Annotated in this window: 22 protein-coding genes and 1 pseudogene; 11 read left to right on the top strand and 12 right to left on the bottom strand. The window is 70.5% G+C overall.

Features of this window, described 5'->3' with window-relative positions; translation table 11 throughout:
• Positions 1-8 precede the first annotated feature (8 nt).
• The gene (locus ACFZBP_RS08490) at positions 9-1,427 is read left to right on the top strand and encodes a 2-oxo acid dehydrogenase subunit E2 (RefSeq protein ID WP_391411136.1); all 1,419 of its coding nucleotides are present in this window, start codon (positions 9-11) and stop codon (positions 1,425-1,427) included.
• Positions 1,428-1,514: 87 nt separating this feature from the next.
• Here the strand turns inward: ACFZBP_RS08490 and ACFZBP_RS08485 are convergent, their stop codons facing one another.
• Positions 1,515-2,390, bottom strand: coding sequence for a D-alanyl-D-alanine carboxypeptidase family protein (locus tag ACFZBP_RS08485; RefSeq protein ID WP_383449733.1), 876 nt, complete (start codon positions 2,388-2,390; stop codon positions 1,515-1,517).
• Between the two features lie 250 nt (positions 2,391-2,640).
• Between ACFZBP_RS08485 and ACFZBP_RS08480 the strand changes: the two genes are divergently transcribed.
• A complete protein-coding gene (locus ACFZBP_RS08480) occupies positions 2,641-3,303 on the top strand; it encodes a GntR family transcriptional regulator (protein WP_383449734.1) in 663 nt (220 codons plus the stop codon).
• A complete protein-coding gene (locus tag ACFZBP_RS08475; RefSeq protein WP_391411133.1) occupies positions 3,300-4,595 on the top strand; it encodes an MFS transporter in 1,296 nt (431 codons plus the stop codon). Before ACFZBP_RS08480 ends, ACFZBP_RS08475 begins: the two co-directional genes overlap by 4 nt.
• A gap of 41 nt (positions 4,596-4,636) precedes the next feature.
• On the opposite strand, the gene ACFZBP_RS08470 is transcribed toward ACFZBP_RS08475, so the two are convergent.
• Both ACFZBP_RS08470 and ACFZBP_RS08465 read right to left on the bottom strand, forming a co-directional pair.
• A complete protein-coding gene (locus ACFZBP_RS08470; RefSeq protein WP_383449736.1) occupies positions 4,637-5,395 on the bottom strand; it encodes an SAM-dependent methyltransferase in 759 nt (252 codons plus the stop codon).
• A 237-nt stretch (positions 5,396-5,632) separates the two neighbouring features.
• Positions 5,633-6,457 carry a maleylpyruvate isomerase family mycothiol-dependent enzyme gene (locus tag ACFZBP_RS08465; RefSeq protein WP_391411130.1) on the bottom strand — a complete coding sequence of 275 codons (825 nt, stop codon included), beginning with the start codon at positions 6,455-6,457 and terminating at the stop codon, positions 5,633-5,635.
• A gap of 202 nt (positions 6,458-6,659) precedes the next feature.
• Here ACFZBP_RS08465 and ACFZBP_RS08460 point away from each other — a divergent pair, with 202 nt between their 5' ends.
• Positions 6,660-7,454, top strand: a complete 795-nt coding sequence (locus ACFZBP_RS08460) for a nitrilase-related carbon-nitrogen hydrolase (protein ID WP_391411128.1) — start codon at positions 6,660-6,662, stop codon at positions 7,452-7,454.
• 15 nt (positions 7,455-7,469) lie between these two features.
• On the opposite strand, the gene ACFZBP_RS08455 is transcribed toward ACFZBP_RS08460, so the two are convergent.
• A complete protein-coding gene (locus ACFZBP_RS08455; RefSeq protein WP_391411126.1) occupies positions 7,470-7,970 on the bottom strand; it encodes an LURP-one-related family protein in 501 nt (166 codons plus the stop codon).
• Between the two features lie 92 nt (positions 7,971-8,062).
• Between ACFZBP_RS08455 and ACFZBP_RS08450 the strand changes: the two genes are divergently transcribed.
• Entirely contained in the window at positions 8,063-9,907 is a 1,845-nt protein-coding gene (locus tag ACFZBP_RS08450) for a thioredoxin-like domain-containing protein (protein WP_391411124.1), read from the top strand.
• A gap of 145 nt (positions 9,908-10,052) precedes the next feature.
• Here the strand turns inward: ACFZBP_RS08450 and ACFZBP_RS08445 are convergent, their stop codons facing one another.
• The 4 genes and pseudogenes from ACFZBP_RS08445 to ACFZBP_RS08430 form a co-directional block, all read right to left on the bottom strand.
• Entirely contained in the window at positions 10,053-10,304 is a 252-nt protein-coding gene (locus ACFZBP_RS08445; protein ID WP_048581378.1) for a DUF6458 family protein, read from the bottom strand.
• A gap of 60 nt (positions 10,305-10,364) precedes the next feature.
• Positions 10,365-11,687 carry a M18 family aminopeptidase gene (locus tag ACFZBP_RS08440; protein ID WP_383449742.1) on the bottom strand — a complete coding sequence of 441 codons (1,323 nt, stop codon included), beginning with the start codon at positions 11,685-11,687 and terminating at the stop codon, positions 10,365-10,367.
• 100 nt (positions 11,688-11,787) lie between these two features.
• Positions 11,788-13,614 carry an acyl-CoA dehydrogenase C-terminal domain-containing protein gene (locus ACFZBP_RS08435; RefSeq protein WP_391411120.1) on the bottom strand — a complete coding sequence of 609 codons (1,827 nt, stop codon included), beginning with the start codon at positions 13,612-13,614 and terminating at the stop codon, positions 11,788-11,790.
• Between the two features lie 134 nt (positions 13,615-13,748).
• Positions 13,749-14,601, bottom strand: a pseudogene (locus tag ACFZBP_RS08430) (intradiol ring-cleavage dioxygenase).
• Positions 14,602-14,721: 120 nt separating this feature from the next.
• Here ACFZBP_RS08430 and ACFZBP_RS08425 point away from each other — a divergent pair.
• From ACFZBP_RS08425 to ACFZBP_RS08415, 3 genes are all read left to right on the top strand, one after another.
• Entirely contained in the window at positions 14,722-15,192 is a 471-nt protein-coding gene (locus ACFZBP_RS08425; protein ID WP_383449745.1) for an SseB family protein, read from the top strand.
• 210 nt (positions 15,193-15,402) lie between these two features.
• Positions 15,403-16,383 carry a pirin family protein gene (locus ACFZBP_RS08420; RefSeq protein ID WP_383449746.1) on the top strand — a complete coding sequence of 327 codons (981 nt, stop codon included), beginning with the start codon at positions 15,403-15,405 and terminating at the stop codon, positions 16,381-16,383.
• A gap of 122 nt (positions 16,384-16,505) precedes the next feature.
• Positions 16,506-17,636, top strand: a complete 1,131-nt coding sequence (locus ACFZBP_RS08415) for an AI-2E family transporter (protein WP_383449747.1) — start codon at positions 16,506-16,508, stop codon at positions 17,634-17,636.
• Here the strand turns inward: ACFZBP_RS08415 and ACFZBP_RS08410 are convergent.
• Entirely contained in the window at positions 17,534-19,738 is a 2,205-nt protein-coding gene (locus ACFZBP_RS08410; RefSeq protein WP_383449748.1) for a SpoIIE family protein phosphatase, read from the bottom strand. The genes ACFZBP_RS08415 and ACFZBP_RS08410 overlap by 103 nt on opposite strands.
• 190 nt (positions 19,739-19,928) lie before the next feature.
• Here ACFZBP_RS08410 and aspS point away from each other — a divergent pair, with 190 nt between their 5' ends.
• The 3 genes from aspS to ACFZBP_RS08395 all read left to right on the top strand — a co-directional run bounded on the left by aspS (position 19,929) and on the right by ACFZBP_RS08395 (position 24,353).
• A complete protein-coding gene (gene aspS, locus ACFZBP_RS08405; RefSeq protein ID WP_383449749.1) occupies positions 19,929-21,692 on the top strand; it encodes an aspartate--tRNA ligase in 1,764 nt (587 codons plus the stop codon).
• A gap of 137 nt (positions 21,693-21,829) precedes the next feature.
• Positions 21,830-22,771 carry an intradiol ring-cleavage dioxygenase gene (locus tag ACFZBP_RS08400; protein ID WP_391411116.1) on the top strand — a complete coding sequence of 314 codons (942 nt, stop codon included), beginning with the start codon at positions 21,830-21,832 and terminating at the stop codon, positions 22,769-22,771.
• A 205-nt stretch (positions 22,772-22,976) separates the two neighbouring features.
• On the top strand, positions 22,977-24,353 hold the full coding sequence (locus tag ACFZBP_RS08395; protein WP_391411114.1) for an MFS transporter: 1,377 nt from the start codon (positions 22,977-22,979) through the stop codon (positions 24,351-24,353).
• Here the strand turns inward: ACFZBP_RS08395 and ACFZBP_RS08390 are convergent.
• From ACFZBP_RS08390 to ACFZBP_RS08380, 3 genes are all read right to left on the bottom strand, one after another.
• Positions 24,325-25,005, bottom strand: coding sequence for a nucleotidyl transferase AbiEii/AbiGii toxin family protein (locus ACFZBP_RS08390; protein WP_391411112.1), 681 nt, complete (start codon positions 25,003-25,005; stop codon positions 24,325-24,327). The genes ACFZBP_RS08395 and ACFZBP_RS08390 overlap by 29 nt on opposite strands.
• A 164-nt stretch (positions 25,006-25,169) precedes the next feature.
• Positions 25,170-25,535 (bottom strand): PH domain-containing protein, encoded by a 366-nt coding sequence (locus tag ACFZBP_RS08385; protein WP_383449753.1) that lies wholly within the window; start codon positions 25,533-25,535, stop codon positions 25,170-25,172.
• Positions 25,536-25,628: 93 nt separating this feature from the next.
• Positions 25,629-26,105, bottom strand: coding sequence for a hypothetical protein (locus ACFZBP_RS08380; protein WP_383449754.1), 477 nt, complete (start codon positions 26,103-26,105; stop codon positions 25,629-25,631).
• Positions 26,106-26,139: the final 34 nt, after the last annotated feature.

Raw genomic sequence — 26,139 nt, 5'->3', positions numbered from 1 at the left:
AGAGGGTCGTGACGACGATGACGGAAGCGTCCGTGCGCGAGTTCAAGATGCCCGACGTGGGCGAAGGGCTCACCGAGGCCGAGATCCTCAAGTGGTACGTCCAGCCGGGCGACACGGTCACCGACGGCCAGGTGGTGTGCGAGGTCGAGACCGCCAAGGCGGCCGTCGAGCTGCCCATCCCGTACGACGGCGTGGTCCGCGAGCTGCACTTCCCCGAGGGCACCACGGTGGACGTCGGCACGGCGATCATCGCCGTGGACCTGGGCGGCGGGGCGGCCCCGGCCGCCGAGGCGCCGGACCGGGCCGAGGCTCCCGCCGAGACGGCGCCGGAGGAGGCCGAGCCGCAGGGCCGCCAGCCGGTGCTGGTCGGGTATGGCGTGGCCGCGTCCTCCACCAAGCGCCGGCCGCGCAAGGGAGCCGACGTCCCGCGTCAGGAGCCCGCGGCCCAGGCCCTGCAGTCCGAGCTGAACGGCCACGGCCCCGTGGCGGCCGTGACGCCGCCCCGGCCGCTGGCCAAGCCTCCGGTGCGCAAGCTGGCGAAGGACCTGGGCGTCGACCTGGCCGCGGTGACGCCGACCGGCCCCGACGGCATCATCACCCGCGAGGACGTCCACGCCGCGGCGGCCCCGCAGGCCCCGGCCGCCGAACCGGTCCCGCAGGTCACCCCGGCCGGCCCGGTCACCGCGCCCGCCGCTGCTCCAGCGCCGGTGCTCGCGTACGACACCGCCCGGGAGACCCGTATCCCGGTCAAGGGCGTCCGTAAGGCGACGGCGGCGGCGATGGTCGGCTCGGCGTTCACGGCACCGCATGTCACGGAGTTCGTGACGGTGGACGTGACGCGCACGATGAAGCTGGTCGAGGAGCTCAAGCAGGACAAGGAGTTCGCCGGTCTGCGCGTGAATCCGTTGCTGCTGATCTCCAAGGCCCTGCTGGTGGCGATCAAGCGGCATCCGGACGTCAACGCGTCCTGGGACGAGGCCAACCAGGAGATCGTGCGGAAGCACTACGTGAACCTGGGCATCGCGGCGGCGACCCCGCGCGGTCTGATCGTCCCGAACATCAAGGACGCCCACGCCAAGACGCTCCCGCAGCTCGCGGAGGCGCTCGGCGAGCTGGTGTCGACGGCGCGGGACGGCAAGACGACTCCGGCGGCGATGCAGGGCGGCACGGTGACCATCACCAACGTCGGCGTCTTCGGCGTCGACACCGGCACCCCGATCCTCAACCCCGGCGAGTCCGCGATCCTCGCGGTCGGCGCGATCAAGCTCCAGCCGTGGGTGCACAAGGGCAAGGTGAAGCCGCGTCAGGTCACGACGCTGGCGCTCAGCTTCGACCACCGGCTGGTGGACGGGGAGCTGGGCTCCAAGGTCCTGGCGGACGTGGCGGCGATCCTGGAGCAGCCGAAGCGGCTGATCACCTGGGCGTGAGCCCGTAGGAGCGGCGAGCGGAGCAGCGAAAGGGGCGGCCACTGTCGAGTGGCCGCCCCGTTTCGTCGACGTGAGCCTCAGCGGGCGTCAGATCTTGGCGTAGCCGTAGTTGATCAGCTTCTTCACGTCGGTCGTGCGGCTGGCCTCGTTCGGGGCGGTGAGGACGGTGCCCATCACCGACTCGCCGTTGAGCGTGGCCGCGAAGACGAGGCAGTACTTGGCCTCGGTGCCGGAGCCGGTCTTCACACCGAGCGTGCCGTTCCAGCCGAGCAGCGTGTTGGTGTTCTTCCACGCGGCCATCGTGCGGGTGGCGCCGGTCTTCGTGATCGTCTTCGCCGTGTACGACTTGGTCTTCACGACGGTCTTGAAGGTGGAGCTCTTCATCGCGCTGCGGGCGAGCTTGGTCAGGTCGCGCGGCGTCGAGTAGTTCGAGCCATTGCTTATGCCGTCGAACGAATCGAAGTGCGTGTTCGTCATGCCCAGGCTCTTGGCCATGGTGTTCATCTTGCCGATGAAGTTCTTGGTGCGGGCCGCGACCGTCGAGCCGGAACCGAACTTGTCGGCGAGGGTCATCGCGGCGTCACAGCCCGACTTGAGCATCATCCCGTACAGCAGCTGACGGACGGTGACCTTGTCGCCGACGATCAGGTTCGCCGACGAGGCGCCCTTGGAGACGATGTAGTTGCTGACCTCCTTGCGGATGGTGACCTTGGTGTCCAGGTTCAGGTTCGACTGCGAGAGCACGACCTTCGCGGTCATGATCTTGGTGGTGGAGGCGGTCAGCCGCTTGGTGTCGGCGGACTTGGCGAACAGCGTCTTGCCGTTCGCGCTGTTCATGAGGAACCCGCCCTTGGCGCTGATCGAGGGCGCGGTGACGGCCTGCGCGGGCACCGCGGTGATCGCCCCGGAGGCGATGACGGCGCCGGTCGTGAGCACGACGGCGGCGGCTCTACGGACACGCACGCCCTTGACTGCACTTATCAACTGAAATACCCCGATTACGTCTAATGCCCCGAAAGTGCGGCCGAATTGGAGGGGAAAGAAAGTGGGGCCGCACGTGTGTGACACGTAACTAGCACAGAAGGTTGTGCGACACGTGGGGTGGGTGGTGCTTCTTTGCCGGAAGATTTCGCAGATCGCACGGATTCCGCCGCGAAGTCCGCATGCTGGAATGACCACCAGCATGCGTACGTGTTGTATCTATGCTGTGGGCATGCCTTCCGCCCCGCCCTCGCCCCTCAAGCAGCCACCCGCCGCCGACCGCGTCTACACCCACGTCAAGCAGGGCGTCCTGGACCGTCGTTACGAGGGCGGCACCCTCCTCACCGAGGGCGAACTCGCCGAGGCCGTCGGCGTGTCGCGCACGCCGGTGCGCGAGGCGCTGCTGCGGCTGGAGGTCGAAGGGCTGATCAAGCTCTACCCGAAGAAGGGCGCCCTGGTCCTGCCCGTATCCGCGCAGGAGATCAAGGACGTCGTGGAGACCCGGATGCTCGTCGAGGAGCACGCCGCGCGCAAGGCCGTCCCCGCGCCCCCCGGGCTCATCGCGCGCCTGGAGGAGCTGCTCGCCCAGCAGAAGGCACAGGCCGCCGCCGGCGACCTCGCCGGAGCCGCCGTCACCGACCGTTGCTTCCACGCCGAGATCGTCCGCAGCGGCGGCAACGAGATCCTGTCCCGGCTCTACGACCAACTGCGCGACCGGCAACTGCGCATGGGCGTCGCGGTCCTGCACTCCCACCCCGACCGGATCGCCAAGACCCTGACCGAGCACGAGGAGATCCTTCAGGCCCTGCGCTCCGCCGACGCCGAGGCCGCCGTCGGGCTGGTCCACCGGCACATCGGCTGGTTCTCGCACCTCGCACGGGGTGAGGAGCGATGAGGTCCAGCGCACTGCCCGGCGACCCTCCCGGCGGCTGCCGCGCCGTCGCCGTCTGGGGCATAGGCGTCTCGGTCTACTTCGTCGCCGTCATCTTCCGAACGTCCCTCGGCGTCGCCGGCCTCGACGCCGCCGACCGCTTCGAGGTGAACGCCTCGGCCCTGTCGACGTTCTCGATCCTCCAGCTGCTCGTCTACGCCGGCATGCAGATACCCGTCGGCCTGCTCGTCGACCGGCTCGGCACCAAGAAGGTGCTCGGCCTGGGCGTGGTGCTGTTCACCGCGGGCCAACTCGGCTTCGCCTTCTCGCCGTCGTACGGCATGGCCCTCGCCTCGCGCGCCCTGCTGGGCTGCGGCGACGCGATGACGTTCATCAGCGTGCTGCGGCTGGGCAGCCGCTGGTTCCCGGCCCGCCGCGGCCCGCTCATCGCACAGCTCGCCGGCCTCGCGGGCATGGCGGGCAACCTCGTCTCCACCCTCGTCCTGGCCCGGCTGCTGCACGGAGTGGGCTGGACGGCCGCGTTCGCCGGCAGCGCCGGTGCCGGCGTCGTGGTGTTCGTCCTGCTCCTGCTGTTCCTGAAGGACCACCCCGAGGGCCACGAGCCCGAGCCGCTTCCGCACCAGGGCGCGGCATACGTACGCCGTCAGATCGCCGCGTCCTGGCGGGAGCCGGGCACCCGGCTGGGCCTGTGGGTGCACTTCACCACGCAGTTCCCGGCGATGGTGTTCCTGCTGCTGTGGGGCATGCCGTTCCTCGTGGAGGCGCAGGGGCTGTCCCGGGCGACCGCCGGTGAACTGCTCACCCTCGTCGTCCTGTCGAACATGGTCGTGGGTCTCGTCTACGGCCAGGTCGTCGCCCGGCACCACGAGGCGCGGCTGCCGCTGGCCCTCGGCACGGTCGGCGCGACCGCGCTGTTGTGGGCCACGACGCTGGCCTGGCCCGGCGAGACGGCGCCGATGTGGCTGCTCATCGTGCTGTGCACGGTGCTCGGGGCCTGCGGGCCTGCCTCGATGCTCGGCTTCGACTTCGCGCGGCCCGCGAACCCGCCGGAGCGGCAGGGCACCGCGTCCGGCATCACCAACATGGGCGGCTTCGTGGCCTCGATGACCACGCTGTTCGCGATCGGCGTGCTGCTGGACGCGACCGGGGACGACTACGCCGTCGCCTTCTCGGTGGTCTTCGTCCTCCAGGCACTGGGCGTCAGCCAGATCCTGCGGCTGCGCAGGCGGGCGGCGCGCAGGGAGCGGGAACGGCTGGTCGCCAGCAGGGTGGAGACGGTTCACGTTCCCGCCTGAACCGGCGGAGGGCCGGTGGGCCAGAGGGCGAGGACCGGGGTTCAGAGGGCGGGGACGAGGGTGAGGTACGCCAGCCCCAGCACGCCGCGGTAGCTCATCCACCGGGCGCGGTGGCGGTCGAGGTCCTCGCGGGTCTCGGCGGCCAGGGGGTGGCCGGGGTTCCGGGCCAGCCACACCTCGGCGTCCGCCTGGTACGCCGACTCGAACTCCTCCCACTCGTCGAGGCTCGCCGTCTCGGTCCACTCCGGGCGGAAGCCCGCGGCGACCGCGAGGTCGAGGAGGGTGGCGAGGTCGTGGTGGTCGGTCGCGGCTGCCCCGGGCCACATGCCCTTGAGTTCGGCGGGGGTCGGGGGGCGTTGCCAGAAGCCCTCGCCGAGCAGGACGCGGCCGTTGTCGGTGACCAGGCGGCGTAGTTCGCGCAGGGCCTCGGGGGTGTGGTCGGGCGTTCTGGCGGTGCTGAGTGCCTGGCTCGCGCCGACGCACAGGACCAGGTCGGCGGGGCCGCGGCGGGTTCCGACGGCGGACTCCTCGACGAACTCGACCCGGGAGGTCAGGCCTCTGGCCTCGGCGTTGTCGCGGCCGCGGGCGAGGTCGCGGGGGTTCACGTCGATGCCGGTGCCCTTCGCGGTGGGCGCCGCCGTGAGGACGCGCAGCAGCAACTCGCCCCAGCCGCAGCCTATGTCCAGGACGGTGGTCGGGGCGGGGCGGGTGAGGCGGTGGACCAGGCGGTCGGCGCGTGTCTCCGACAGGGGGCCGTGGAAGGTGAGTCGGGTCAGGCGGGGTGGGGTGGTGTCAGTCACGGCGGGACGTTAGCCGGGGGTGGGTGGCGGGCGACAACGGTTTTCGCCCCCGCCGCGCCCCTACCCGTCCCATCCCTGGGGGCTGCCGCCCCCAGCTCCCCGGCCGGCCCTGCGGACCTCGTCCTCGAGCGCCGGACGGGCTGGGGGTGTCTGGGCCAGCGTGGCCGCCTGTGGGTGGGTGGGGGTTCGGGACGGCAGTGGCCCGGCCTCTCGAGCGCCGGGCCGGGCTCAACGGGGCTACGGCGTCACCGTGAAGTTGCGCAGGATCGCCGCCGACAGGTCCGTGTCGCCCTCTGTCTTCACGCGGTCCGTCGCCGCTTCCGGGGTGACGCGGCCGCAGGCGAGGCGGACGTAGGTTTCCCAGTCGAGGGTGAGGGTGGCGGCGGGGCCCAGGGCGGGGGCCGTTTCGAGGGTGCCGCGGCCCTGGATGTCGATGCGGATGGTGCGGAGGAACTCGATCGGGCCGTGGACGTCGAAGACGATCGCCGAGCTGCGCGGGGCGTCGGCCTTGGTGGCGACGACGTCGGGCAGCTTGGAGAGCAGGACGTCACGGGCCACCTGGGCGCCGGGGGAGTCGAGGTTGCCGGGGCGGCCGAGGGCGGCCCGCAGATCCTGTTCGTGGACCCAGATGTCGAAGGCGTGCGCCCGCATGGACTCTTCGAGGGTGAGCTCGGCGCCGAGCGGGCCGCGGACCTTCGTGCCGGGGTCGCGGGACTCGTTGCGCAGCTGACGGTTGCGGCGGATGACCGTGTACTCCAGCTCGGACGTCATCTCCGGCGCCGTGTGGTGACGGCGGACGTCGACCTGCATCTCCATGTAGCGCTGGTGGTCGTTGGTGACGTGGAAGAGGTCGCGCGGGAGCGTGTGGATGGGCCGCGGGTCGCCGAGCATCTCGCAGTCCAGGCCGATGACATGCGACACGACGTCGCGGACCGACCAGCCGGGGCAGGGCGTACGCCGGTTCCACTCACCCTCCACAAGCGGCGTCACCAGCTCGGATATCGCTTCGATGGAGTGGGTCCAGGCGTCGGCGTAGGGCTGGAGGGTGGGATGCAGACTCACGGAACGGGACCCCTCGGCGGTTGGAACGTCGGTACGCGGGCGGTTTCTGGCGGCGGTGCCAGTGGGCGGCGGCTGCTGTCGGCGGGTGTCTTGGAACGCTAAGTTACGCTGCTGTGAGGCACCCCGGCAGTGCTTTCGTGTGACGATCGTAGGCCCGTGTGGAAGCCCATGTGGACCGCTCGAATGCCAGGACGGTGGTAGTGTGCGCGCCTCTCTGCTCCAGATCGACGTCAATGAGGATGAATCGGTCGAGTCGCGTCGAAGTCGCGTGGCGTCTCTCGTACGGGAACAGGCGGGCGCCGACCTCGTCGTCCTCCCCGAACTCTGGACCACCGGAGCCTTCGCCTACGAGGAGTTCGGCAGTGAGGCCGAGCCGCTCGAAGGGCCGACGTACGAGGCGATGGCGAAGGCCGCTGGTGACGCGGGCGTCTGGCTGCACGCGGGATCGATCCCCGAGCGTGACCCCGAGGGCCCCCTCTACAACACGTCCCTCGTCTTCTCCCCCTCCGGTGATCTGGCCGCCGCCTACCGCAAGATCCACCGGTTCGGCTTCGACAAGGGCGAGGCCGTGCTGATGGGCGCGGGCGAGGAACTGGTGACGGTGCGTCTGCCCGGGACCACGGTCGGCGTGGCCACCTGTTACGACCTCCGCTTCCCCGAGCTGTTCCGCGGTCTCGTCGACGCCGGCGCCGAGACCCTGGTCGTCCCGGCGGGCTGGCCGGAGCGCCGCCGGGCGCACTGGACGCTGCTGGCCCAGGCGCGGGCGGTGGAGAACCAGGCGTTCGTGCTCGCCTGTGGAACGGCCGGGACGCACGCGGGAGTTCCCCAGGCCGGTCACTCGATCGTGATCGACCCGTGGGGCGAGGTGCTGGCGCAGGCCGGCGCGGGGGAACAGGTGCTCACCGTGGAGTTCGACCCGGGGAAGGTCGCGGTGACACGGGATCAGTTCCCGGCGCTCAAGGACCGGGTGCTGGGGCTGGCGGCACCGCGCCGCTGAGGGCTCGACTCCTCTTCAGTCGTCGTCCCGCCGCTCCTTCTCCGCCAGGTGGATCACACACACCGCGACCGCGATCAGCAGCGCCGGGTCGGCGTCGTCCCGTACGACGTCCACGCCGTACGTATCGCGCACGTGCAGCCATCTGCGGGAGACGACGGCCAGCAGTTCCCCGTCGTACTCGACGGCGAACTCCCGGTCGAGGATCTTGCCGCTGACGTCGAGCTCCGTGCTGCCGTCCGCGAGGGACACCCGGTAGTGGTTGCGCAGCAGGGACAGCCGTTTGCGGCGGATCGTCGCGAGCGGCCCGCCGTCCCGTTCGATGACCATCGTGTCGCGCAGGGCGAGCATCTTCTGGTGGATGTCGACGAGGACGCGGCCCTCGGTGTCCTTCAGCTCGAAGGTGTCCCGCAGCCGCATCGCCTTGCCGTCGACGAGGTACACCTTGTTGCCCCGGTCGTCCTCGATCCAGTAGTCGTCACCGAAGCCGAGGAGCCGGTCGCGTACGAGGAATCTCATGACACGAGGCGTTCCCCGCCGCCCGCCGGGAAACGCCGTCTGTAGGCCGAGGGGCTGAGCCGGTTGTCGGTGCCCGGTGGCACCCTGGGGGCATGAACGACTCCGCACCCCGTCGCGTCCGTGTCCGCGCCCCCGAGCTGGTCGGCCGGGGCGGCTGGCTGAACACGGGCGGCCGTCCGTACGGCCTGGCCGACCTGCGGGGACGCATCGTGGTCCTGGACTTCTGGACGTTCTGCTGCATCAACTGCCTGCACGTCCTCGACGAGCTCAGAGCGCTGGAGGACAAGCACCGGGACACCGTCGTCGTCATCGGCGTGCACTCGCCGAAGTTCGTCCACGAGGCCGAGCACCGAGCGGTCGTCGACGCGGTGGAGCGGTACGGCGTCGAGCATCCCGTTCTCGACGACCCGGACCTCGCGACCTGGAAGCAGTACGCGGTGCGGGCCTGGCCGACGCTCGTCGTGATCGACCCGGAGGGGTACGTCGTCGCGCAGCACGCCGGCGAGGGGCATGTGCACGCCATCGAGCGGCTGGTGACCGAGCTGGCGGCCGAGCACGAGGCCAAGGGCACCCTGCGGCGCGGCGACGGGCCGTACGTGGCTGCGGAGCCGGAGCCGACGGTGCTGCGCTTCCCGGGCAAGGCACTGCGTCTGCCCTCCGGGAACTTCCTGGTCAGTGACACCACCCGGCATCAGCTGGTGGAGCTGGCGGCGGACGGGGAGACGGTCGTCCGGCGGATCGGCCAGGGCAGCCGGGGGTTCACCGACAGCACCTGGGTCCGCTCGCGGTTCAACGAGCCGCAGGGTCTCGCCCTGCTGCCGGACGGCTCGGTGGTCGTCGCCGACACGGTGAGCCACGCGGTCCGGCGCTTCGACCCGGAGAGCGGCCGCACCACCACCCTGGCGGGCACTGGGCGGCAGTGGATGCAGGGCGACCCCGTGTCGGGCCCCGCGCGCGAGGTCAACCTGTCCTCACCGTGGGACGTGGCGTGGTGGCACGGCAAGGTGTGGATCGCCATGGCCGGCATCCACCAGCTGTGGGCGTACGACCCGGCCGCCGGCACGGTCTCCGTCACCGCCGGCACCTCGAACGAGGGCCTCGTCGACGGCCCGGGTGCCGAGGCCTGGTTCGCCCAGCCGTCCGGTCTCGCGGTGTCGGCGGACGGGGAGCGGCTGTGGGTGGCCGACTCCGAGACGTCCGCCCTGCGCTGGGTGGACCGCGACGGCACCGTCCACACGGCCGTCGGCACCGGCCTCTTCGACTTCGGCCACCGAGACGGAGCCGCCGAACAGGCCCTGTTGCAGCACCCGTTGGGGGTGACGGCCCTGCCCGACGGCTCGGTCGCGATCAGCGACACCTACAACCACGCCCTGCGCCGCTACGACCCGGCGACCGGCGAGGTCACCACCCTGGCCACGGACCTGCGGGAGCCGTCGGACGCGGTGCTCGTCGGGGGCGACATCGTGGTGGTCGAGTCGGCCCGGCACCGGCTGACCCGGCTGCGTCTGCCGGAGGAGGCGGTGCGCGTCGAGGCGGTCGCCCACCGCACCCGGCGCGCCGCCACCGAAGTCGCCCCGGGCAAGCTCCGGTTGGACGTGGTCTTCGAGGCCCCGGCGGGGCAGAAGCTCGACACCCGGTACGGCCCCTCGACCCGCCTCCTGGTCTCCGCGACTCCGCCCGAGCTGCTGCTCGCAGGGGAGGGCGCGGACACGGACCTGTCCCGCACGCTGGAGCTCAACCCGGCTGTTCCCGAGGGCGTTCTGCATGTGTCGGCGATGGCCGCGTCCTGCGACGACGACCCGGCGACCGAGTACCCCGCCTGCCATGTCCACCAGCAGGACTGGGGCGTGCCGGTCCGGCTGACCGGGACCGGCACGGACCGACTGCCGCTGGTGCTCGCGGGGATGGACAGCGGGGCGGAGACGCAGACGCCGTGACGGTGACTCGGGCGCCGTGCCGCGGCACACCGCCGGAACCGTGATTCGGGCGCCGTGACCGCGGCACACCGCCGTGACCGTTGCGCATCGCCGTGATGACTCTGGCTCATGGCCGGGCCTGTGCCGCAGGCGCCGTACCCGTGGCTCAGACGCCGTAACCGTCGCTGTACCCGTCCCGCCGATGGTGGTGGGGCTCCTCGCCGACGACCGGTGTCGCGGGCGGTACCACCACGCGCCTGCGCCGGGCGATGCTGCTGAACGTCGTGACGCCGATCAGTCCGACGATCATCAAAATGATGCCGACCAGGTCGAGATTGACTCCCTCCATGTCCCAGTCGGTCGCGAACGTGAGGATGGCTCCCGCGGCGATGAGGATGATGCATCCGCCGAGGCCCATAAGTGTCGCCTCCCTGGTCCGGTGGTTCCGGTCGGAGGCGGGTACCCCGCCGGGCCCGGACTACCCCTCCAGGAACGCCACCAGGGAGTTCGCCAGCAGATGCGGGTCGTCGGCGCCGCACAACTCGCGGGCGCTGTGCATCGACAGGATCGCCACGCCGATGTCGACGGTCTTGATGCCGTGCCGGGCCGCGGTGATCGGGCCGATCGTGGTGCCGCAGGGCATGGAGTTGTTGGAGACGAAGGACTGGAAGGGGACGTCCGCCTTCTCGCAGGCCGCCGCCCAGACCGCCCGGCCCGAACCGTCGGTCGCGTAGCGGTTGTTGACGTTGACCTTCAGGATCGGGCCGCCGTTGACGCGCGGGTGGTGCGTCGGGTCGTGGCGCTCGGCGTAGTTGGGGTGGACCGCGTGGCCCGTGTCGGAGGACAGACAGACGGTGCCCGCGAAGGCGCGCGCCTTGTCCTCGTACGATCCGCCGCGCGCGAACACCGAACGCTCCAGGACGCCGCCCAGCAGCGGCCCGTCGGCACCGGTGTCGCTCTGCGAGCCGTTCTCCTCGTGGTCGAAGGCGGCCAGCACCGGGATGGAGGGGAGGGCCGCGCCCGAGGCCGCCGCCGCGGTCAGCGCCGCCACGCCCGCGTGGACCGACAGCAGGTTGTCCATGCGCGGGCCCGCGACGAGCTCCTTGTCGCGGCCCAGGTAGGCCGGCGGCTCCACCGAGTGCGTCATCAGGTCCCAGCCGATGACCTCGCCCGCCGGCAGCCCGGCCGTCTCCTCCAGGAAGGCGATCAGGTCGCCGTCGCGGATGTCGTCGCCCAGGCCCCAGATGGGCTGGAGGTGACGCTGCTTGTCGAGCTTGAGCCCCTCGGCGGACACGGAACGGTCCAGGTGGATGGCGAGTTGGGGGACGCGCAGCAGCGGGCGGTCCACGTTCACCAGCCGGGTCGTGCCGTCGCGCAGGGTCAGCCGGCCGGCCAGGCCCAGGTCGCGGTCGAGCCAGGAGTTGAGCAGGGGGCCGCCGTAGATCTCCACGGCCACCTGCCGCCAGCCGTGCGCCCCGGCGTCCGGCAGCGGCTTCACCCGCAGGTTGGGGGAGTCCGTGTGCGCGCCGATGATCCGGAACGGCGTGTGGGGCGCCGCGCCCTCGGGGACGTACCAGGCCACGATCGCGCCACCGCGCAGCACGTACTTGCCGCCGCTCCCCGCGGCGGAAGCCGCCGATGTCACCGCGTCCCAGGCGTCCGTCTCCGAGACCTGCCGGAAGCCGGCCTTCTCCAGCCGCTCGGCGGTGTTCGCCACGGCGTGGTACGGCGACGGGCTGGCCGCCAGGAAGGACATGAGGTCGTCGGTGTGGCCGCGGTCGAAGCGGGGGGGTTCGCTCATGGGGTTCACCTTAACGACGTACGAGGGCCCGCTCCCGGTGAAGGGGAGCGGGCCCTCGTAAGGGCGATGTGGATTGTCCGTGAGTGACTGGAACGGACGGTTAGAACGCGGCCTCGTCCAGCTCCATCAGGTCCAGGTCGATGCCCTCGGCGAGCTTGCGCGCACCGGTGACGCCCGGCAGGACGTTGGCCGCGAAGAACTTCGCCGCCGCGATCTTGCCCGTGTAGAACGCCTTGTCCTTGGCGGAGGCCGACGGAAGCTTCTCGGCGGCGACCGCGGCGCCCTTGAGCAGCAGGTAGCCGACGACGACGTCACCGGAGGCCATCAGCAGGCGGGTGGTGTTCAGGCCCACCTTGTAGATGTTCTTGACGTCCTGCTCGGTGGCCGCGAGGTCGGTCAGCATCAGGCCGACGATCGCCTCCAGCTCGACGGCCGCCTTCGCGAGGTGCTCGCGGGCGCCCGCCAGCTCCTCGCCGCCCTCGCCGAGCGCCAGGAACTTCTTGATGTCCTCGGCGAGCGAGTTCAGCGCGGCGCCCTGGTTGCGGACGATCTTCCGGAAGAAGAAGTCCTGGCCCTGGATCGCGGTCGTGCCCTCGTACAGGGTGTCGATCTTGGCGTCGCGGATGTACTGCTCGATCGGGTACTCCTGCAGGAAGCCGGAGCCGCCGAAGGTCTGCAGCGACTGGGCGAGCTGCTCGTAGCCCTTCTCGGAGCCGTAGCCCTTGACGATCGGCAGGAGCAGGTCGTTCAGCGCGTGCTCGGTCTTGGCGTCCTCGCCGGCCGCCTCCTTGACCGCGATGGCGTCCTGCACGGAGGCCGTGTACAGCACCAGCGCGCGCATGCCCTCCGCGTACGCCTTCTGCGTCATCAGCGAGCGGCGCACGTCGGGGTGGTGGGTGATGGTGACCTTGGGCGCGGTCTTGTCCATGAAGTTCGCCAGGTCCGGGCCCTGGACGCGCTCCTTGGCGTACTCCAGCGCGTTCAGGTAGCCCGTCGACAGCGTGGAGATCGCCTTCGTGCCGACCATCATGCGGGCGAACTCGATGATGCGGAACATCTGGCGGATGCCGTCGTGCTTGTCGCCGATCAGCCAGCCCTTGGCGGGGTGCTGGTCGCCGAAGGTCATCTCGCAGGTGTTGGAGGCCTTCAGGCCCATCTTGTGCTCGACGTTGGTGGCGTAGACGCCGTTGCGCTCGCCCAGCTCGCCGGTCTCGAAGTCGAAGAGGTACTTCGGGACGAGGAAGAGGGACAGGCCCTTGGTGCCGGGGCCTGCGCCCTCGGGGCGGGCGAGGACGTAGTGGAGGATGTTCTCCTCCATGTCGTGCTCACCGGAGGTGATGAAGCGCTTCACGCCCTCGATGTGCCAGGAGCCGTCCTCCTGCTGGACCGCCTTGGTGCGGCCGGCGCCGACGTCCGAACCGGCGTCCGGCTCGGTGAGCACCATGGTGGAGCCCCAGGTCCGCTCGACCGCGATCTGGGCGATCTTCTTCTGGACGTCGTTGCCCTCGTCGTAGAGGATCCCGGCGAACGCCGGGCCGGAGGAGTACATCCACACGGCCGGGTTCGAGCCGAGGATCAGCTCCGCGTACGACCAGATGAGCGACGGCGGGGCGGTGGTGCCGCCGATGGCCTCGGGCAGCCCGAGCCGCCAGTACTCGGAGTCCATGAAGGCCTTGTAGCTCTTCTTGAAGGACGCCGGGACCGGCGCGGTGTTCGTCTCGGGGTCGAAGACCGGCGGGTTGCGGTCGGCGTCCGCGAAGGACTCCGCCAGCTCGTTCTCGGCGAGGCGGGTCAGCTCGTCGAGGATGCTTTTCGCGGTCTCGGTGTCCATCTCCTCGAACGGGCCGGTGCCGTACAGCTTGTCGCGCCCGAGTACTTCGAAGAGGTTGAACTCGATGTCGCGGAGATTCGACTTGTAGTGCCCCATGGCGACGGCTCCGTTAGAGAGATCGGCGAGGCACTGGGAGTGCATCCTCGCGCTAGTTCACGTACCAACAAGTAGCTACGATGATGCTACCCGCCAGTAATAAGACGCAACCCCGATCCGCAATCTGTGACAGGTCACACCGGAACAGTCAGCGTCGCCGTGTAGCCGCGCCCCGCGCTCCCCTCCACGACAGCCAGCTGCTCGTCGTATCCGTCGCTGAAGATGCCGTCGGTCTCCAGGGAGAGGCCGCTCAGGTTGCGCACGCTGGCCTCGTAGCCGTCCGAGGCGTACACCGTGTCGCAGACGTCCTTGGGGAAGGCGAGCTGTGAGGTGTTCGTGATCGAGGTGGCGGCCGTGGCATCGGCCAGGCTGCCGTACACCTCGAAGTGGATGTGCGGCCAGCGGCCCGTGTAGCAGCCCGGGAAGATGCTCTTGAAGGTGACCTGGCCCTTGTCGTCGGTCTCCTGGACGCCGCGCAGGTAGTTCTCGTCCGTGACGCCCTCGGAGTACAGGGAGTAGTCGCCCGCACGGTCGCAGTGCCAGATGTAGACGGCGGCGCCCTTCTTCGGCGTCCCGCAGCCAGAGGCGGCGTCCACCACCGTGAGGGTGACGGTCAGGGGGACGCCCTCGGCGGTGCCGCCCGCCGAGTCGCCGAAGCTGCTGGTGATGTCGCTGCGGACGACGCCGCTCTCCTTGAGGACGTTCACCCCGTTCGAGCCGTCACCGGGGAAGGGGCCCGCGGTCTCGTCGGGGATGGTGGCGCACTCGGCGGACGCGGCGGGGCTGCCGGAGCCCTTGGCGGAGGGGGCGGCCGACGTCTCGTCCTGTGAGCTGCACCCCACGAGGGGGGACCAGTCCCGCCCCCGCCACCAGCCGGATCATGCGGCGGCGGGCGAGGACCGGCAGGTCGTGGGAGAGCCCGCGGTCGTGCTCGTGGACCTCTCCCGAGGCTTCGTCGGCGACTTCTTCGGCATGGTTTCGGCGCATGGAAAAACGCTAGGAGCGGCAACTGCGCGAACCCAGGGCCACACGCTGTCAAGTCGCTGTCGGTTTCCCGGAGCACCGGTACCGGCCCGCCCCGCGGCCGCTCTCGGTACGCTTGCGCCCATGTACGGCTACGACCAGAACGTCGGTGCACAGCAGCAGTACGCCCCGCCGCAGCAGCCCGGCGGTGTCGGCGGGTACGGCCAGCAGCCGCCGCTCTACCCCGAGCCGTCCCCGCCCTCGCTCGCGGACGCGGTGCGGGCGTTCACCACGGGGCAGATGTCCGCGGAGGACTTCCAGCAGGTCTTCGCCACGTCGAAGGTCTACTGCCCGCGCGGCGACAACCCCGGCTTTCTCGCCCTGCACAACACCCAGCAGCCGGTGATCCCGATGTTCACCTCGCTCAAGGAGCTGCGCCGGTACGCGGGCAAGGAGTCCAAGTACTTCGTCATCACCGGCGCCGAGGTCATCGACCTCCTGCCGACCGGCTACGGCTTCGTCCTCGACATGGAGGGCGAGCACCGCATGGTCTTCGACGCGAAGGCCGTGGAGCAGATGGTCGAGTTCGCGATGCGGCGGATGTACGGCGGCTAGGCCGGGCGCTGGGGCTTTCGCGCCCCCCGCCCCCGCTCCGGCTGGCACACTGAGCCGCCCCCGAAACCAGGTCCTTGTGACGGAGGCCGGCACCCCGCGCGGGTGCCGGCCTTCTGCTGTGCCCGGAGGGAATGTCCTGCGGGGCGTTCCCGTTGAGGGTGGCAGGAAGTTCAATGCTCAACTAAACTGGCCGCACAAGGAGGTACCGACATGCCTGCAGTGACCGTCGAGAACCCGCTGACGCTGCCCCGTGTCGCCGCGCCCGCGGAGGCAGTGGCTCGTCCCGTGCTCGCCGTCACGACCGCGCCGAGCGGTTTCGAGGGTGAGGGCTTCCCGGTGCGCCGCGCGTTCGCCGGGATCAACTACCGCCATCTGGACCCGTTCATCATGATGGACCAGATGGGCGAGGTGGACTACGCGCCGGGCGAGCCCAAGGGCACCCCCTGGCACCCGCACCGCGGCTTCGAGACCGTCACCTACATCATCGACGGGATCTTCGACCACCAGGACTCCAACGGCGGCGGTGGCACGATCACCAACGGCGACACCCAGTGGATGACGGCGGGCGCGGGCCTGCTGCACATCGAGGCTCCCCCGGAGCATCTGGTCGTCTCCGGCGGTCTCTTCCACGGTCTCCAGTTGTGGGTGAACCTGCCGGCCAAGGACAAGATGATGCCTCCGCGCTACCAGGACATCCGCGGTGGCAACGTCCAGCTGCTGACCACGCCCGACGGCGGCGCGCTGCTGCGCGTGATCGCCGGTGAGCTGGACGGGCACGCCGGTCCCGGCATCACGCATACGCCGATCACGATGATCCACGCCACGGTGGCGCCGGGCGCGGAGGTCACGCTGCCGTGGCGGGAGGACTTCAACGGGCTGGCGTACGTGCTGGCGGGCCAGGGCTCGGTCGGGGCCGAGCGCCGCCCGATCCACCTGGGTCAGACCGCGGTCTTCGGTGCCGGCGGTTCCCTGACCGTCCGCGCCGACGAGAAGCAGGACTCCCACACGCCGGACCTGGAGGTCGTCCTCCTGGGCGGGCAGCCGATCCGTGAGCCGATGGCCCACTACGGCCCGTTCGTCATGAACACCCGTGAGGAGCTCCAGCAGGCCTTCGACGACTTCCAGAAGGGCCGGCTGGGGACGATCCCGGCGGTCCACGGGATGACGGAACACGGCCCGTCCGAGGCCTGACCTCCTCCGCACCAGGCCCGGAGCCGCAGCCCTGTGCCGCGGCTCCGGGCCTTTCGCGCACCGTCACCCGCCCGGTCCGCCCGCGCACGACAGCCCCGCCCCGCCCGTGATCCGCTGGAACCGTGCAGGCCCCCACCCCGCTGCTCCCCGACCCCGTCCGGCGGCTCGCCGCCTGGTGCGTCGTCGCGCTGCTCGTCGCCGGGGTCGTCTACGTCGGGATCCGGCTGGCCGTGGAGTTCCGTACGGCGGTCGTGCCCGTGCTGCTCGCGCTGCTCGGGACGGCCCTGCTCAGGCCGCTGCACCGACGGCTCGTACAGGCCAAGGTCAACCGGTCCGTCGCCGCCGGGCTCACCTGTGTCGCCGTCGTGGCCGTCGTCGGCGGGGCCGTGTACATCGTGGTCGCCGCGGTCGTCGACACCGGCGACGAGATCGTCGCCGCGCTCAAGCAGGCGGCCGAGGACCTCGCCGCTCACTTCGGTGCGGCCGGCACCTCGCTGGACGACGTCGCCTCCAACGCCCGCGAGCTGCTCACCAAGTTCGGCGGCACGGCCGCCTCCGGGGTCCTCAGCGGGGTCAGCGTCGTGGGCGAGACCATCGCCATGGCCGTGCTCGCGCTGCTGCTGGTCTTCTTCTTCCTGCGGGACTCCGACCGGGCCGCCGGCACCCTGCGCTCCCTCGTCCCGGGCGAGGGCGGGGAGCTCGTGGAGGCCGTGGCGCGGCGGGCGTTCCGGGCCGTGGAGGGGTTCATGCGGGGGACCACCTTCGTCGCGCTCATCGACGCCGTCTGCATCACCGTCGGCCTGCTGGTCCTCGACGTGCCGGGCGCGGTCGGGCTCGGTGCGCTGGTCTTCGTCGGGGCGTACATCCCCTACCTCGGCGCCTTCCTGTCGGGCGCGGTCGCGATGCTGGTCGCGCTCGCCGACCGGGGGTTCGTGATCGCGCTGTGGGTGCTGGCCGTCGTGCTGGCCGTGCAGGTCCTGGAAGGGCATGTGCTGACGCCCATGATCCAGAGCCGGACCGTGCAGATGCACCCGGCCGTCGTCATGGTGGCGATCACCGCCGGGGCCTCCGTGGCCGGCATCCTCGGCATGCTGCTCGCCGTTCCGCTGACCGCCGCCGCGTTCGGCGTCGTCAACGAACTCCGGGAGCGTTACGCCGCCCCGGAGCGCCCCGAATCCCCCGAGCCACCGGCGTCATCCGAGCCTCCTGGGCCCTCCGCACCCCCGAGTCCTACGGCGCCGTCCGCCTCGTAGAGCTCGAACCAGATGCTCTTGCCCTCGCCCCGCGGGTCCACGCCCCACGCCTGAGCCAGCATCTCGATCAGGATCAGGCCCCGGCCGGAGGACGCCAGTTCACCGGGGCGGCGCTTGTGGGGCAGGTCGTCGCTGGTGTCCGTGACCTCGACGCGTATCCGGCGGTCGCCCGCGGCGCCGCGCACTTCGGCGAGGAGCAGGGCATCGGCGTCGGTGTGGACGAGGACGTTGGTCAGCGTCTCGGACAGCAGCAGGACCGCCGAGTCCACCTGGTCCTCGGAGGCCCAGTCGTGCAGCAGCTCGCGCAGTTGCTGCCGGGCCACCGCGACCCGCTCCGGCTCGTCCTGCGCGACCGTGAGCATGGTGCGCCGGATCGTGGGCCGCACGGTCACCGTGTCACCGCAGCCGCAGCCCTCCCCCTGCCGGCACAGCAGCAGCACCGCGATGTCGTCCTCGCGCCGGTCGGCGAGCGGGCCGGTGGTGTGGTGGGAGGAGGGGCCGTGGACGGCCTGGACGAGGGCGTCGGCGAGGGCCTCCAGGTCGCCGTCGTGGTCCTCCAGGATGGCGCGGATGCGCTTCCAGCCGGTCTCCAGGTCGTGGCCGCCGGTCTCGATCAGGCCGTCCGTGCAGATCAGCATGGTCTCGCCGGGTTCCAGGGTGATCCGGGTGGTCGGATAGTCGGCGTCCGGGTCGATGCCGAGCGGGAGGCCGCCGGCCGTCGGGCGGGCCAGCACCGTGCCGTCGCTCATCCGGATCGCCGGGTCCGGATGCCCGGCGCGGGCGATGTCCAGCAGACCGGTCGTGGGGTCGACCTCGACGTACAGGCAGGTCGCGAAGCGCAGCTCGGAAGGGTCCTCGTCGAGGGCGCCGAACGTCATGCCGTGCAGAAAGCGGGAGGCGCGGGAGAGGACGGCGTCGGGGCGGTGCCCCTCGGAGGCGTAGGCGCGCAGCGCGATCCGGAGCTGGCCCATCAGGCCCGCCGCCCGTACGTCATGACCCTGGACGTCCCCGATGACCAGGGCGAACCGGCCGTTGGGCAGCGGGATCATGTCGTACCAGTCGCCGCCGACCTGGAGGCCGCCCCCGGTCGGCACATAGCGCGCGGCGACGCTCATGCCCGGTATCTCGGGGCCGAGCTGCGGCAGCATCGAGCGCTGGAGGCCGTCCGTGAGTTCCCGCGCGGACTCGGCGGCCTCGGCGCGCGAGAGGGCCTGGGCGAGCATGCGGGCGACCGTCGTCAGCACGGACCGTTCGTCGGGCGTGAACGCCACCGGGTAGGTGAACGCCGCCATCCAGGCGCCCATCGTGCGACCGGCCACGGTCAGCGGCAGGAACGCCCAGGACTGCCGGTTGAAGTGCGCGGCGAGCGGCCAGGTGACCGGGTAGCGGTCCTTGTACTGCTCAGGCGTGGAGAGGTACACGGCACGACCGGTGCGGACCACCTCGGCGGCCGGGTAGTCGGTGTCCAGGGGCATGTGCGAGAAGGGGCCCTCGTCACCGGGCTGGTGGCCGTGGTGGCCGATGATCGTCAGGCGATCGCCCGTCGCCCCGAACACGGCGAGGCCGTCCGGGGAGAAGCCCGGCATCGACAGACCGGCCGCGACCCGCAGCACCTCCTCCGTCGACCGCGCCTCGGCCAGCGCCCGGCCCGCGTCCAGCAGGAACGCCTCCCGCGAACGCCGCCAGTCGCCGGTGACCGCCGTACGCCCCGCAGGGGTCCCCGGCGTCGGTTCGGTGACCTCCTGGAGGGAGCCGGTCACCTCGTACGACCGTTTCTCGCGGTCGAAGGAGGCGTGGAAGCGGGCGCGGCCGACCCGGATGACCCGGCCCAGCTCGTCCATGATCCGCACCCGCGCCTCGCCCAGCGTGCCCTCGGCGACGGCGAGCTGGATCACCCCGCTGATCTCGTTCCAGTCCACCGGGTGCAGTCGGGCGCGCACCTGGGCCTGGCTGAGGGTGGCCCGCTCAGCGGGCAGCCCCAGCAGCCGTGCCGCCTCCGCGTCGACCGTGACCAGTCCCGTGGCGGTGTTCCAGTGCCACAGTCCGGTCGCGAGGGCGGCCAGAACCTCCCCCACGGCGGGCAGGGGCTCACCAGTGCGCATTGCCCTACTTTAAGAACAGGTGATCGCAGACTGCCACCGAAGCTGTATGGGGCATCCGGTCCGGCGGGGGTCACGGGTGGGCCGTCGGCGCGGCGAAATGGTGGGGAGGCGATCTTGGGGTCCCCGGTAGGCTTGGGGGAAGTTTCACGTGAAACACGCCCCCCGATCCGCGAAGACTGGATGAACGACGATGCATCGGTACAGGTCCCACACCTGCGGCGAGCTCCGCTCCTCTGACGTCGGCACCGACGTCCGACTGAGTGGCTGGCTGCACAATCGGCGCGACCTGGGCGGCATCCTCTTCATCGATCTGCGCGACCACTACGGCATCACGCAGCTCGTCGCCCGTCCCGGCACGCCCGCGTACGAGGCCCTCGACAAGCTGACCAAGGAGTCCACGGTCCGCGTCGACGGCAAGGTCGTCTCCCGTGGCGCCGAGAACGTCAACCCCGAGCTGCCGACCGGTGAGGTCGAGGTCGAGGTCGGCGAGGTCGAGCTGCTCGGCGCGGCAGCCCCGCTGCCGTTCACGATCAACACCGAGGACGGGGTCAACGAGGAGCGCCGCCTTGAGTACCGCTTCCTGGACCTGCGCCGCGAGCGCATGCACAAGAACATCCTGCTGCGTACGTCGGTCATCTCGGCGATCCGCCACAAGATGACGGCGCTGGGCTTCAACGAGATGGCGACGCCGATCCTGTCCGCCACCTCCCCCGAGGGCGCGCGTGACTTCGTCGTCCCGTCCCGTCTGAACCCGGGCAAGTTCTACGCCCTGCCGCAGGCGCCGCAGCAGTTCAAGCAGCTGCTGATGATCTCCGGCTTCGACCGCTACTTCCAGATCGCGCCCTGCTTCCGCGACGAGGACGCGCGCGCGGACCGCTCGCCGGGCGAGTTCTACCAGCTCGACGTGGAGATGAGCTTCGTCGAGCAGGAGGACGTCTTCCAGCCGATCGAGCAGCTCATGACCGAGCTGTTCGAGGAGTTCGGCGGCGGCCGCCACGTCACCTCGCCCTTCCCGCGGATCCCGTTCCGCGAGGCGATGCTGAAGTACGGCTCCGACAAGCCGGACCTGCGCGCCCAGCTGGAGCTCGTCGACATCACCGACATCTTCGAGGGCTCGGAGTTCAAGGCCTTCGCCGGCAAGCACGTGCGTGCGCTGCCGGTGCCGGACGTCTCCGCGCAGCCCCGGAAGTTCTTCGACCAGCTCGGTGACTTCGCGGTCTCGCAGGGCGCCAAGGGCCTGGCCTGGGTGCGGGTGGCCGAGGACGGCTCGCTGTCCGGCCCGATCGCGAAGTTCCTCACCGAGGACAACGTCGCCGAGCTGACCAAGCGGCTCCAGCTTGCCGCCGGGCACGCCGTGTTCTTCGGCGCGGGCGAGTTCGACGAGGTCTCGAAGATCATGGGCGCGGTCCGTGTCGAGGCCGCCAAGCGGGCCGGGCACTTCGAGGAGGGCGTCTTCCGGTTCTGCTGGATCGTCGACTTCCCGATGTACGAGAAGGACGAGGACACCGGCGCCATCGACTTCTCGCACAACCCGTTCTCGATGCCGCAGGGCGGTCTGGAGGCCCTGGAGACCCAGGACCCGCTGGACATCCTGGGCTGGCAGTACGACATCGTCTGCAACGGCGTCGAGCTGTCCTCCGGCGCGATCCGGAACCACGAGCCGGAGATCATGCTGAAGGCCTTCGAGATCGCGGGCTACGACCGCGAGACCGTCGAGGAGAAGTTCGCCGGTATGCTCCGCGCCTTCCGCTTCGGCGCCCCGCCGCACGGCGGTATCGCCCCGGGCGTGGACCGTATCGTCATGCTCCTCGCCGACGAGCCGAACATCCGCGAGACCATCGCCTTCCCGCTCAACGGCAACGCCCAGGACCTGATGATGGGCGCGCCGACGGAGCTGGAGGAGGCGCGGCTGAAGGAGCTGCACCTGACGGTGCGCAAGCCGCAGCCGAAGTAGGCGACAGCAGGCTGTACTCGGAAATGGCTCGGAACCGGCGTCGGTTCCGAGCCACTTTCGTTCACGGCGTTCATGCAGGGCTCTTGCCCAGCTCTTACCCATGCTCCTGACAGGCGCGGTCCCTAACTTCCCTGCCCATGACGGGAAACCACACGGCCGAAGGGCCGAAACACAAGCGGGACCTCACGCGTCGCAAGGTCGTCGTCGCCGGTGCGGGAGCCGCCGCTGCGGTGGGCGTGGGCGGCACGCTCGCGGCGGGCGCGTTCGCCGGTGAGACGAAGGGCTCCGGCACCGCGGGCGCCCCCGCGTCGAGCACCGCGTCGAGCGGAGAGGTCTGCTACCAGCTGACCTCCGAGACCACCGAGGGCCCCTACTACATCGACGCGGACAAGCTCCGCCAGGACGTGACCGAGGACCAGCAGGGCATCCCGCTCACCCTGCGCCTCAAGGTGATCGACTCCGAGACCTGCAAGCCGGTCAGGAACGCCGCGGTCGACATCTGGCACTGCAACGCGCTGGGCGTGTACTCGGGCTACGAGGCGATGGGCAGCGGCGGGGGTGGCGCAGGCGGCGGAGGAGGTACCCCGCCGTCGGGTGAGCCGACGGGCGGGCCCCCGTCCGGCTCTCCCTCGGGCGAGCCCGGCGGCGGAGGCGGCGGCGTCCACGAGGAGCCGACGGACGACGAGCGGTATCTGCGCGGCACGTGGCGGACGGACCGCAACGGTCAGGTGGTCTTCCGGACGGTCTTCCCCGGCTGGTACCAGGGCCGCTGTGTGCACATCCACACCAAGGTGCATGTGAACGGCACCTGGACGGACGCCGGTTACGAGGGCGGCAACACCTGCCACACCGGTCAGCTGTTCTTCGACGAGGAGAGCGTGCTGGCGTCCGCCGAGGTAGAGCCGTACTCCACCAACACGACCACACGCACCACGCTGGACGAGGACACCATCTACCCGGACAACGGGACCGAGGGCGGCCTGCTGAAGCTGAAGTACAAGAAGAACGCCATCACCAAGGGGGTCGTCGCCACGATCACCATGGGCGTCGACCCGGAGGCGGACAACACCGGGACCTGATCCACGGACGTACGGGACAACGACGTACGGGATACGGACGTACGCGACGCGAGGCGGATGTGTGGGGACGCATCCGCCTCGCATTCACATGTATGGACATATGCTCAAGCCGTTGACCCGGAAGACAGGCCTCCGTAACGTTCCCTCGGCCCGTGTACGTGATTGTGATTCACGTATGTGCACGCCTGCTTCGAGGGAGACAACGATGTCGGAAGTCGTGGTACCCGACGCCGAACGCCGCGCGGTCGGCAAGTTCCTGCGCCGGATGCTGCCGATCCTCGTCCTGATGCTGCTCGTCAACCAGATGGACCGGACGAACGTCGGATTCGTCCAGGACGAGCTCAGAGCCGACGTCGGCGTGAGCGCCACGGCGTACGGCCTCGGCGCGGGGCTGTTCTTCATCGGGTACGCCCTGTTCGAGGTGCCCAGCAACATGCTGCTGGAGCGGTTCGGCGCCCGGGTGTGGCTGACCCGGATCATGATCACCTGGGGCGCGGTGATCGTGGCGATGTGCTTCATCCACAACGTGTGGATGTTCTACGCCCTGCGCTTCCTCCTCGGCGTCGCGGAGGCCGGGTTCTTCCCGGGTGTCCTCCTGTACTTCACCCAGTGGCTGCCCGACTCCAGCCGGGGCCGGGCCAGCGCGATCTTCCTGGGCGGCTCGGCGACGGCGTACATCGTGACCGGCCCGATCACGGGCGCCCTCCTCGAACTGCACGGCGTCGGCGGCTTCGCCGGCTGGCGTTGGATGTTCGCGCTGGAAGGGCTGCTGTCGATCGTCGTCGGCTTCGTCGCCGGCTTCTTCCTCGTCTCCCGCATCGAGGACGCCAAGTGGCTCACGCGCGAGGAGAAGGACGCCCTCGGTGCGGCGGTCGCCCGTGACGAGGAGGCGCGCAGCCGGGCCCCGAAGGTGTCGCGGCTCAGGCTCCTCCTCCACAAGCAGGTCGCCCTGCTGACCGCCGTCTTCTTCGCGATGGCCCTCACCGGGTACGCCATCACCTTCTGGCTGCCCAGCCTGGTCGAGGAGATCGGCGGACTGTCCTCCTTCGAGGTCGGCCTGCTCTCGGCGATCCCGTGGATCTGCGCCGTGATCGCGATGTACACGGTCAGCCACTTCACCGACGGCACCCCCGACCGCCGCCCCTACCTCGCCGTCGCCCTCGTCCTGTCGGCCATCGGCACCTTCCTCGCCACTCTCGGCTCCCCCTGGTTCGGACTCGCCGCCATCACGCTCGCGGCGGTCGGCGGCAAGTGCGCCGCCACGCTGTACTGGCCGATGGCCCAGTCCGGCCTCGACCTGAAGATCGCCGCGCCGGGCCTGGCGGTCGTCAACTCCATCGGAAACCTCGGCGGCTTCGTCTCCCCCACCCTCTTCGGCTACCTCAAGGACACCACGGGCAGCACGAACGGCGGCCTCTACACCCTCTCCGCCGCCTCTCTCCTGGCGGTGCTGGGCGTCGCGTTCATCCGCGCCGGCGGCACCACGAGGGCCCCCGCCGAGACACCGGCTACGGCCGACGAGAAGGTCGGCACCGGCACCGGGAACCCCGCCGTCACTCCTCCCCGTCCGCCGGCGGCCTGAGCGCCTCCTCCTCCAGCAGCCGTTCCGCGATGTCGTCCACCCAGGCCCGGACCCAGCGGCGGAGCGCCGGTACCGACTCCGGGGCGAGGCCGGCGGTGACGAACTCGCGGTCGTCGAGCAGTTCCGTGGCCTCCAGACGGGACTGGAGGTCCGCCAGGTCGAGGTCGTCCCAGGTGTGGCGGCGGCCCAGTTCCTCCAGGTCGGGATAGGTCCAGTGGGCCGCGGCCGCGTGGACGTCCGTGAGGTCGTGCGCGGCGCCGCGGTCGGCGAGGGCACGGACCTTCGTGCCGATGAGGTCCTCCAGGGACAGCGCCGGGCCGAGGTCGGTCGTCACCGAGGGCCGCCAGAAGGTCTCCTTCAGCAGGTCGACGGCATGTTCCGCGCCCGTGTCGGGGTCCGTGACGAGCAGCCGTGCGGAGAGCGGGTCGGCTTCCAGGGGGCGTACCCGCCAGCCGCGTTCCGTCAGGCCGTGGCGGACCGTCGCCGCGATCTGGTCCATCGGCTCGGGATGTTCCGTCGCCAGCTCCACCGACCTCACGTGCCGGGTGGTCAGGCCGTACGCCCGGACCGCGCAGTCGCCGGCCAGGACGAGCGGATAACGGGCGCCGACGGCGAGGACGTCGGAGGGGAGGTCGCGGGGCGGGGGCAGCATGGTGCGCCCGATTATCGCGGTCGTGCCCCGGCAGGCCCGGATCGACCGCCGTCGACACGCGGTCGGGTGCCCACGAGAGGCGGTGGGGGACGGCGGGGCAGGACGCGATCCGGGCCGGACGGGGCAACCCCCACCGGCCCGGTATCCGTGCCCGCTTCCCTACGTCACTTCGCCACGAACTGCGTCAGAATCGCCTGCACCTCGTAGATGTCCACACCCTTGGTGAACGTCTTCTCGATCGGCGTCGCCGAGCCCGAGAGCCAGATCTTCAGCTCGGCGTCCAGGTCGAAGGTGCCGGCGGTCTCCACCGCGAAGTGCGTGATGCTGCGGTAGGGGATGGAGTGGTACTCCACCTTCTTGCCGGTGATGCCCTGCTTGTCGACCAGGATCAGGCGGCGGTCGGTGAACAGGATGGTGTCGCGTATCAGCAGGTACGCCGCGTGCACCTGCTCACCGTGGCCCAGCAGCCGCGCGAAGTCCTGCTGCGCCTGCCCCTGGTCGATCGTGTGCGCGTTTCCGAAGAGCGCCATGGATGAACCCCCCACTTGACAGCCTGTGACGGCCTTGTGTGATCTTCGCAATGTACAGCGCCTCGGGGGCGGCCAGGCATAGGGGGTAAACGATCAGGTGTCGTACGAACCGTCCCAGGGCGCACCGAAACCCAGGTTGTCCGGATGGAGCTCGGCCCACGCCTCGCCCTCGTCCTCCCCGGTCACCAGGCCGAACAGCACGCCGTCGACGGTGAGCTGGAAGGCGCGGACCGCGATGTCCGTGTACGTACGGCGGGGCAGGCTGCGCAGCCGGGTCGCGAGGTGGGCCCGGGCGCGGGCCAGCACCGAGTCGGGGCCGTGCGGGGCGCGCTGCTGCTCGGCCCAGGTGCCGGCGCACCAGATCTCCGACTCGCGGTACCTGCCCTCGGAGTCGAAGGTGTGCAGGACCGAATAGAGACGTTTGTGCTCTTCCCAGCCGGTGTCGAGGTCGAACCCCTTGGGGAAGGCCCAGATGACCGACCCCATGAACTGCCCGTCCGCATAACAGCCGATCGCCTCGGTACGACCGTGCGGCTCGTAGGCGATCGGGATGACCTCAGGGACTGCCATGGCGGAAACCATACGGTCGCGAAGGGGGACATGG

Source organism: Streptomyces sp. NPDC008086 (genome assembly GCF_042957325.1).
In the GTDB taxonomy this organism is placed as follows: Bacteria; Actinomycetota; Actinomycetes; order Streptomycetales; family Streptomycetaceae; genus Streptomyces.
Note: the sequence above shows the minus strand (reverse complement) of the source record. Positions and strands in the feature narration are given on the sequence as shown.

Bases quoted from the DNA above. Each gene is read 5' to 3' on its own strand.
- ACFZBP_RS08395 (WP_391411114.1), top strand. From the start codon at position 22,977: ATGTCGGAAGTCGTGGTACCCGACGCCGAACGCCGCGCGGTCGGCAAG.
- ACFZBP_RS08450 (WP_391411124.1), top strand. From the start codon at position 8,063: ATGAACGACTCCGCACCCCGTCGCGTCCGTGTCCGCGCCCCCGAGCTG.
- ACFZBP_RS08440 (WP_383449742.1), bottom strand. From the start codon at position 11,687: ATGAGCGAACCCCCCCGCTTCGACCGCGGCCACACCGACGACCTCATG.
- ACFZBP_RS08480 (WP_383449734.1), top strand. From the start codon at position 2,641: ATGCCTTCCGCCCCGCCCTCGCCCCTCAAGCAGCCACCCGCCGCCGAC.
- ACFZBP_RS08390 (WP_391411112.1), bottom strand. From the start codon at position 25,005: ATGCTGCCCCCGCCCCGCGACCTCCCCTCCGACGTCCTCGCCGTCGGC.
- ACFZBP_RS08420 (WP_383449746.1), top strand. From the start codon at position 15,403: ATGCCTGCAGTGACCGTCGAGAACCCGCTGACGCTGCCCCGTGTCGCC.
- ACFZBP_RS08425 (WP_383449745.1), top strand. From the start codon at position 14,722: ATGTACGGCTACGACCAGAACGTCGGTGCACAGCAGCAGTACGCCCCG.
- ACFZBP_RS08380 (WP_383449754.1), bottom strand. From the start codon at position 26,105: ATGGCAGTCCCTGAGGTCATCCCGATCGCCTACGAGCCGCACGGTCGT.
- ACFZBP_RS08400 (WP_391411116.1), top strand. From the start codon at position 21,830: ATGACGGGAAACCACACGGCCGAAGGGCCGAAACACAAGCGGGACCTC.
- ACFZBP_RS08455 (WP_391411126.1), bottom strand. From the start codon at position 7,970: ATGAGATTCCTCGTACGCGACCGGCTCCTCGGCTTCGGTGACGACTAC.
- ACFZBP_RS08445 (WP_048581378.1), bottom strand. From the start codon at position 10,304: ATGGGCCTCGGCGGATGCATCATCCTCATCGCCGCGGGAGCCATCCTC.
- ACFZBP_RS08385 (WP_383449753.1), bottom strand. From the start codon at position 25,535: ATGGCGCTCTTCGGAAACGCGCACACGATCGACCAGGGGCAGGCGCAG.
- ACFZBP_RS08435 (WP_391411120.1), bottom strand. From the start codon at position 13,614: ATGGGGCACTACAAGTCGAATCTCCGCGACATCGAGTTCAACCTCTTC.
- ACFZBP_RS08475 (WP_391411133.1), top strand. From the start codon at position 3,300: ATGAGGTCCAGCGCACTGCCCGGCGACCCTCCCGGCGGCTGCCGCGCC.
- aspS (WP_383449749.1), top strand. From the start codon at position 19,929: ATGCATCGGTACAGGTCCCACACCTGCGGCGAGCTCCGCTCCTCTGAC.
- ACFZBP_RS08410 (WP_383449748.1), bottom strand. From the start codon at position 19,738: ATGCGCACTGGTGAGCCCCTGCCCGCCGTGGGGGAGGTTCTGGCCGCC.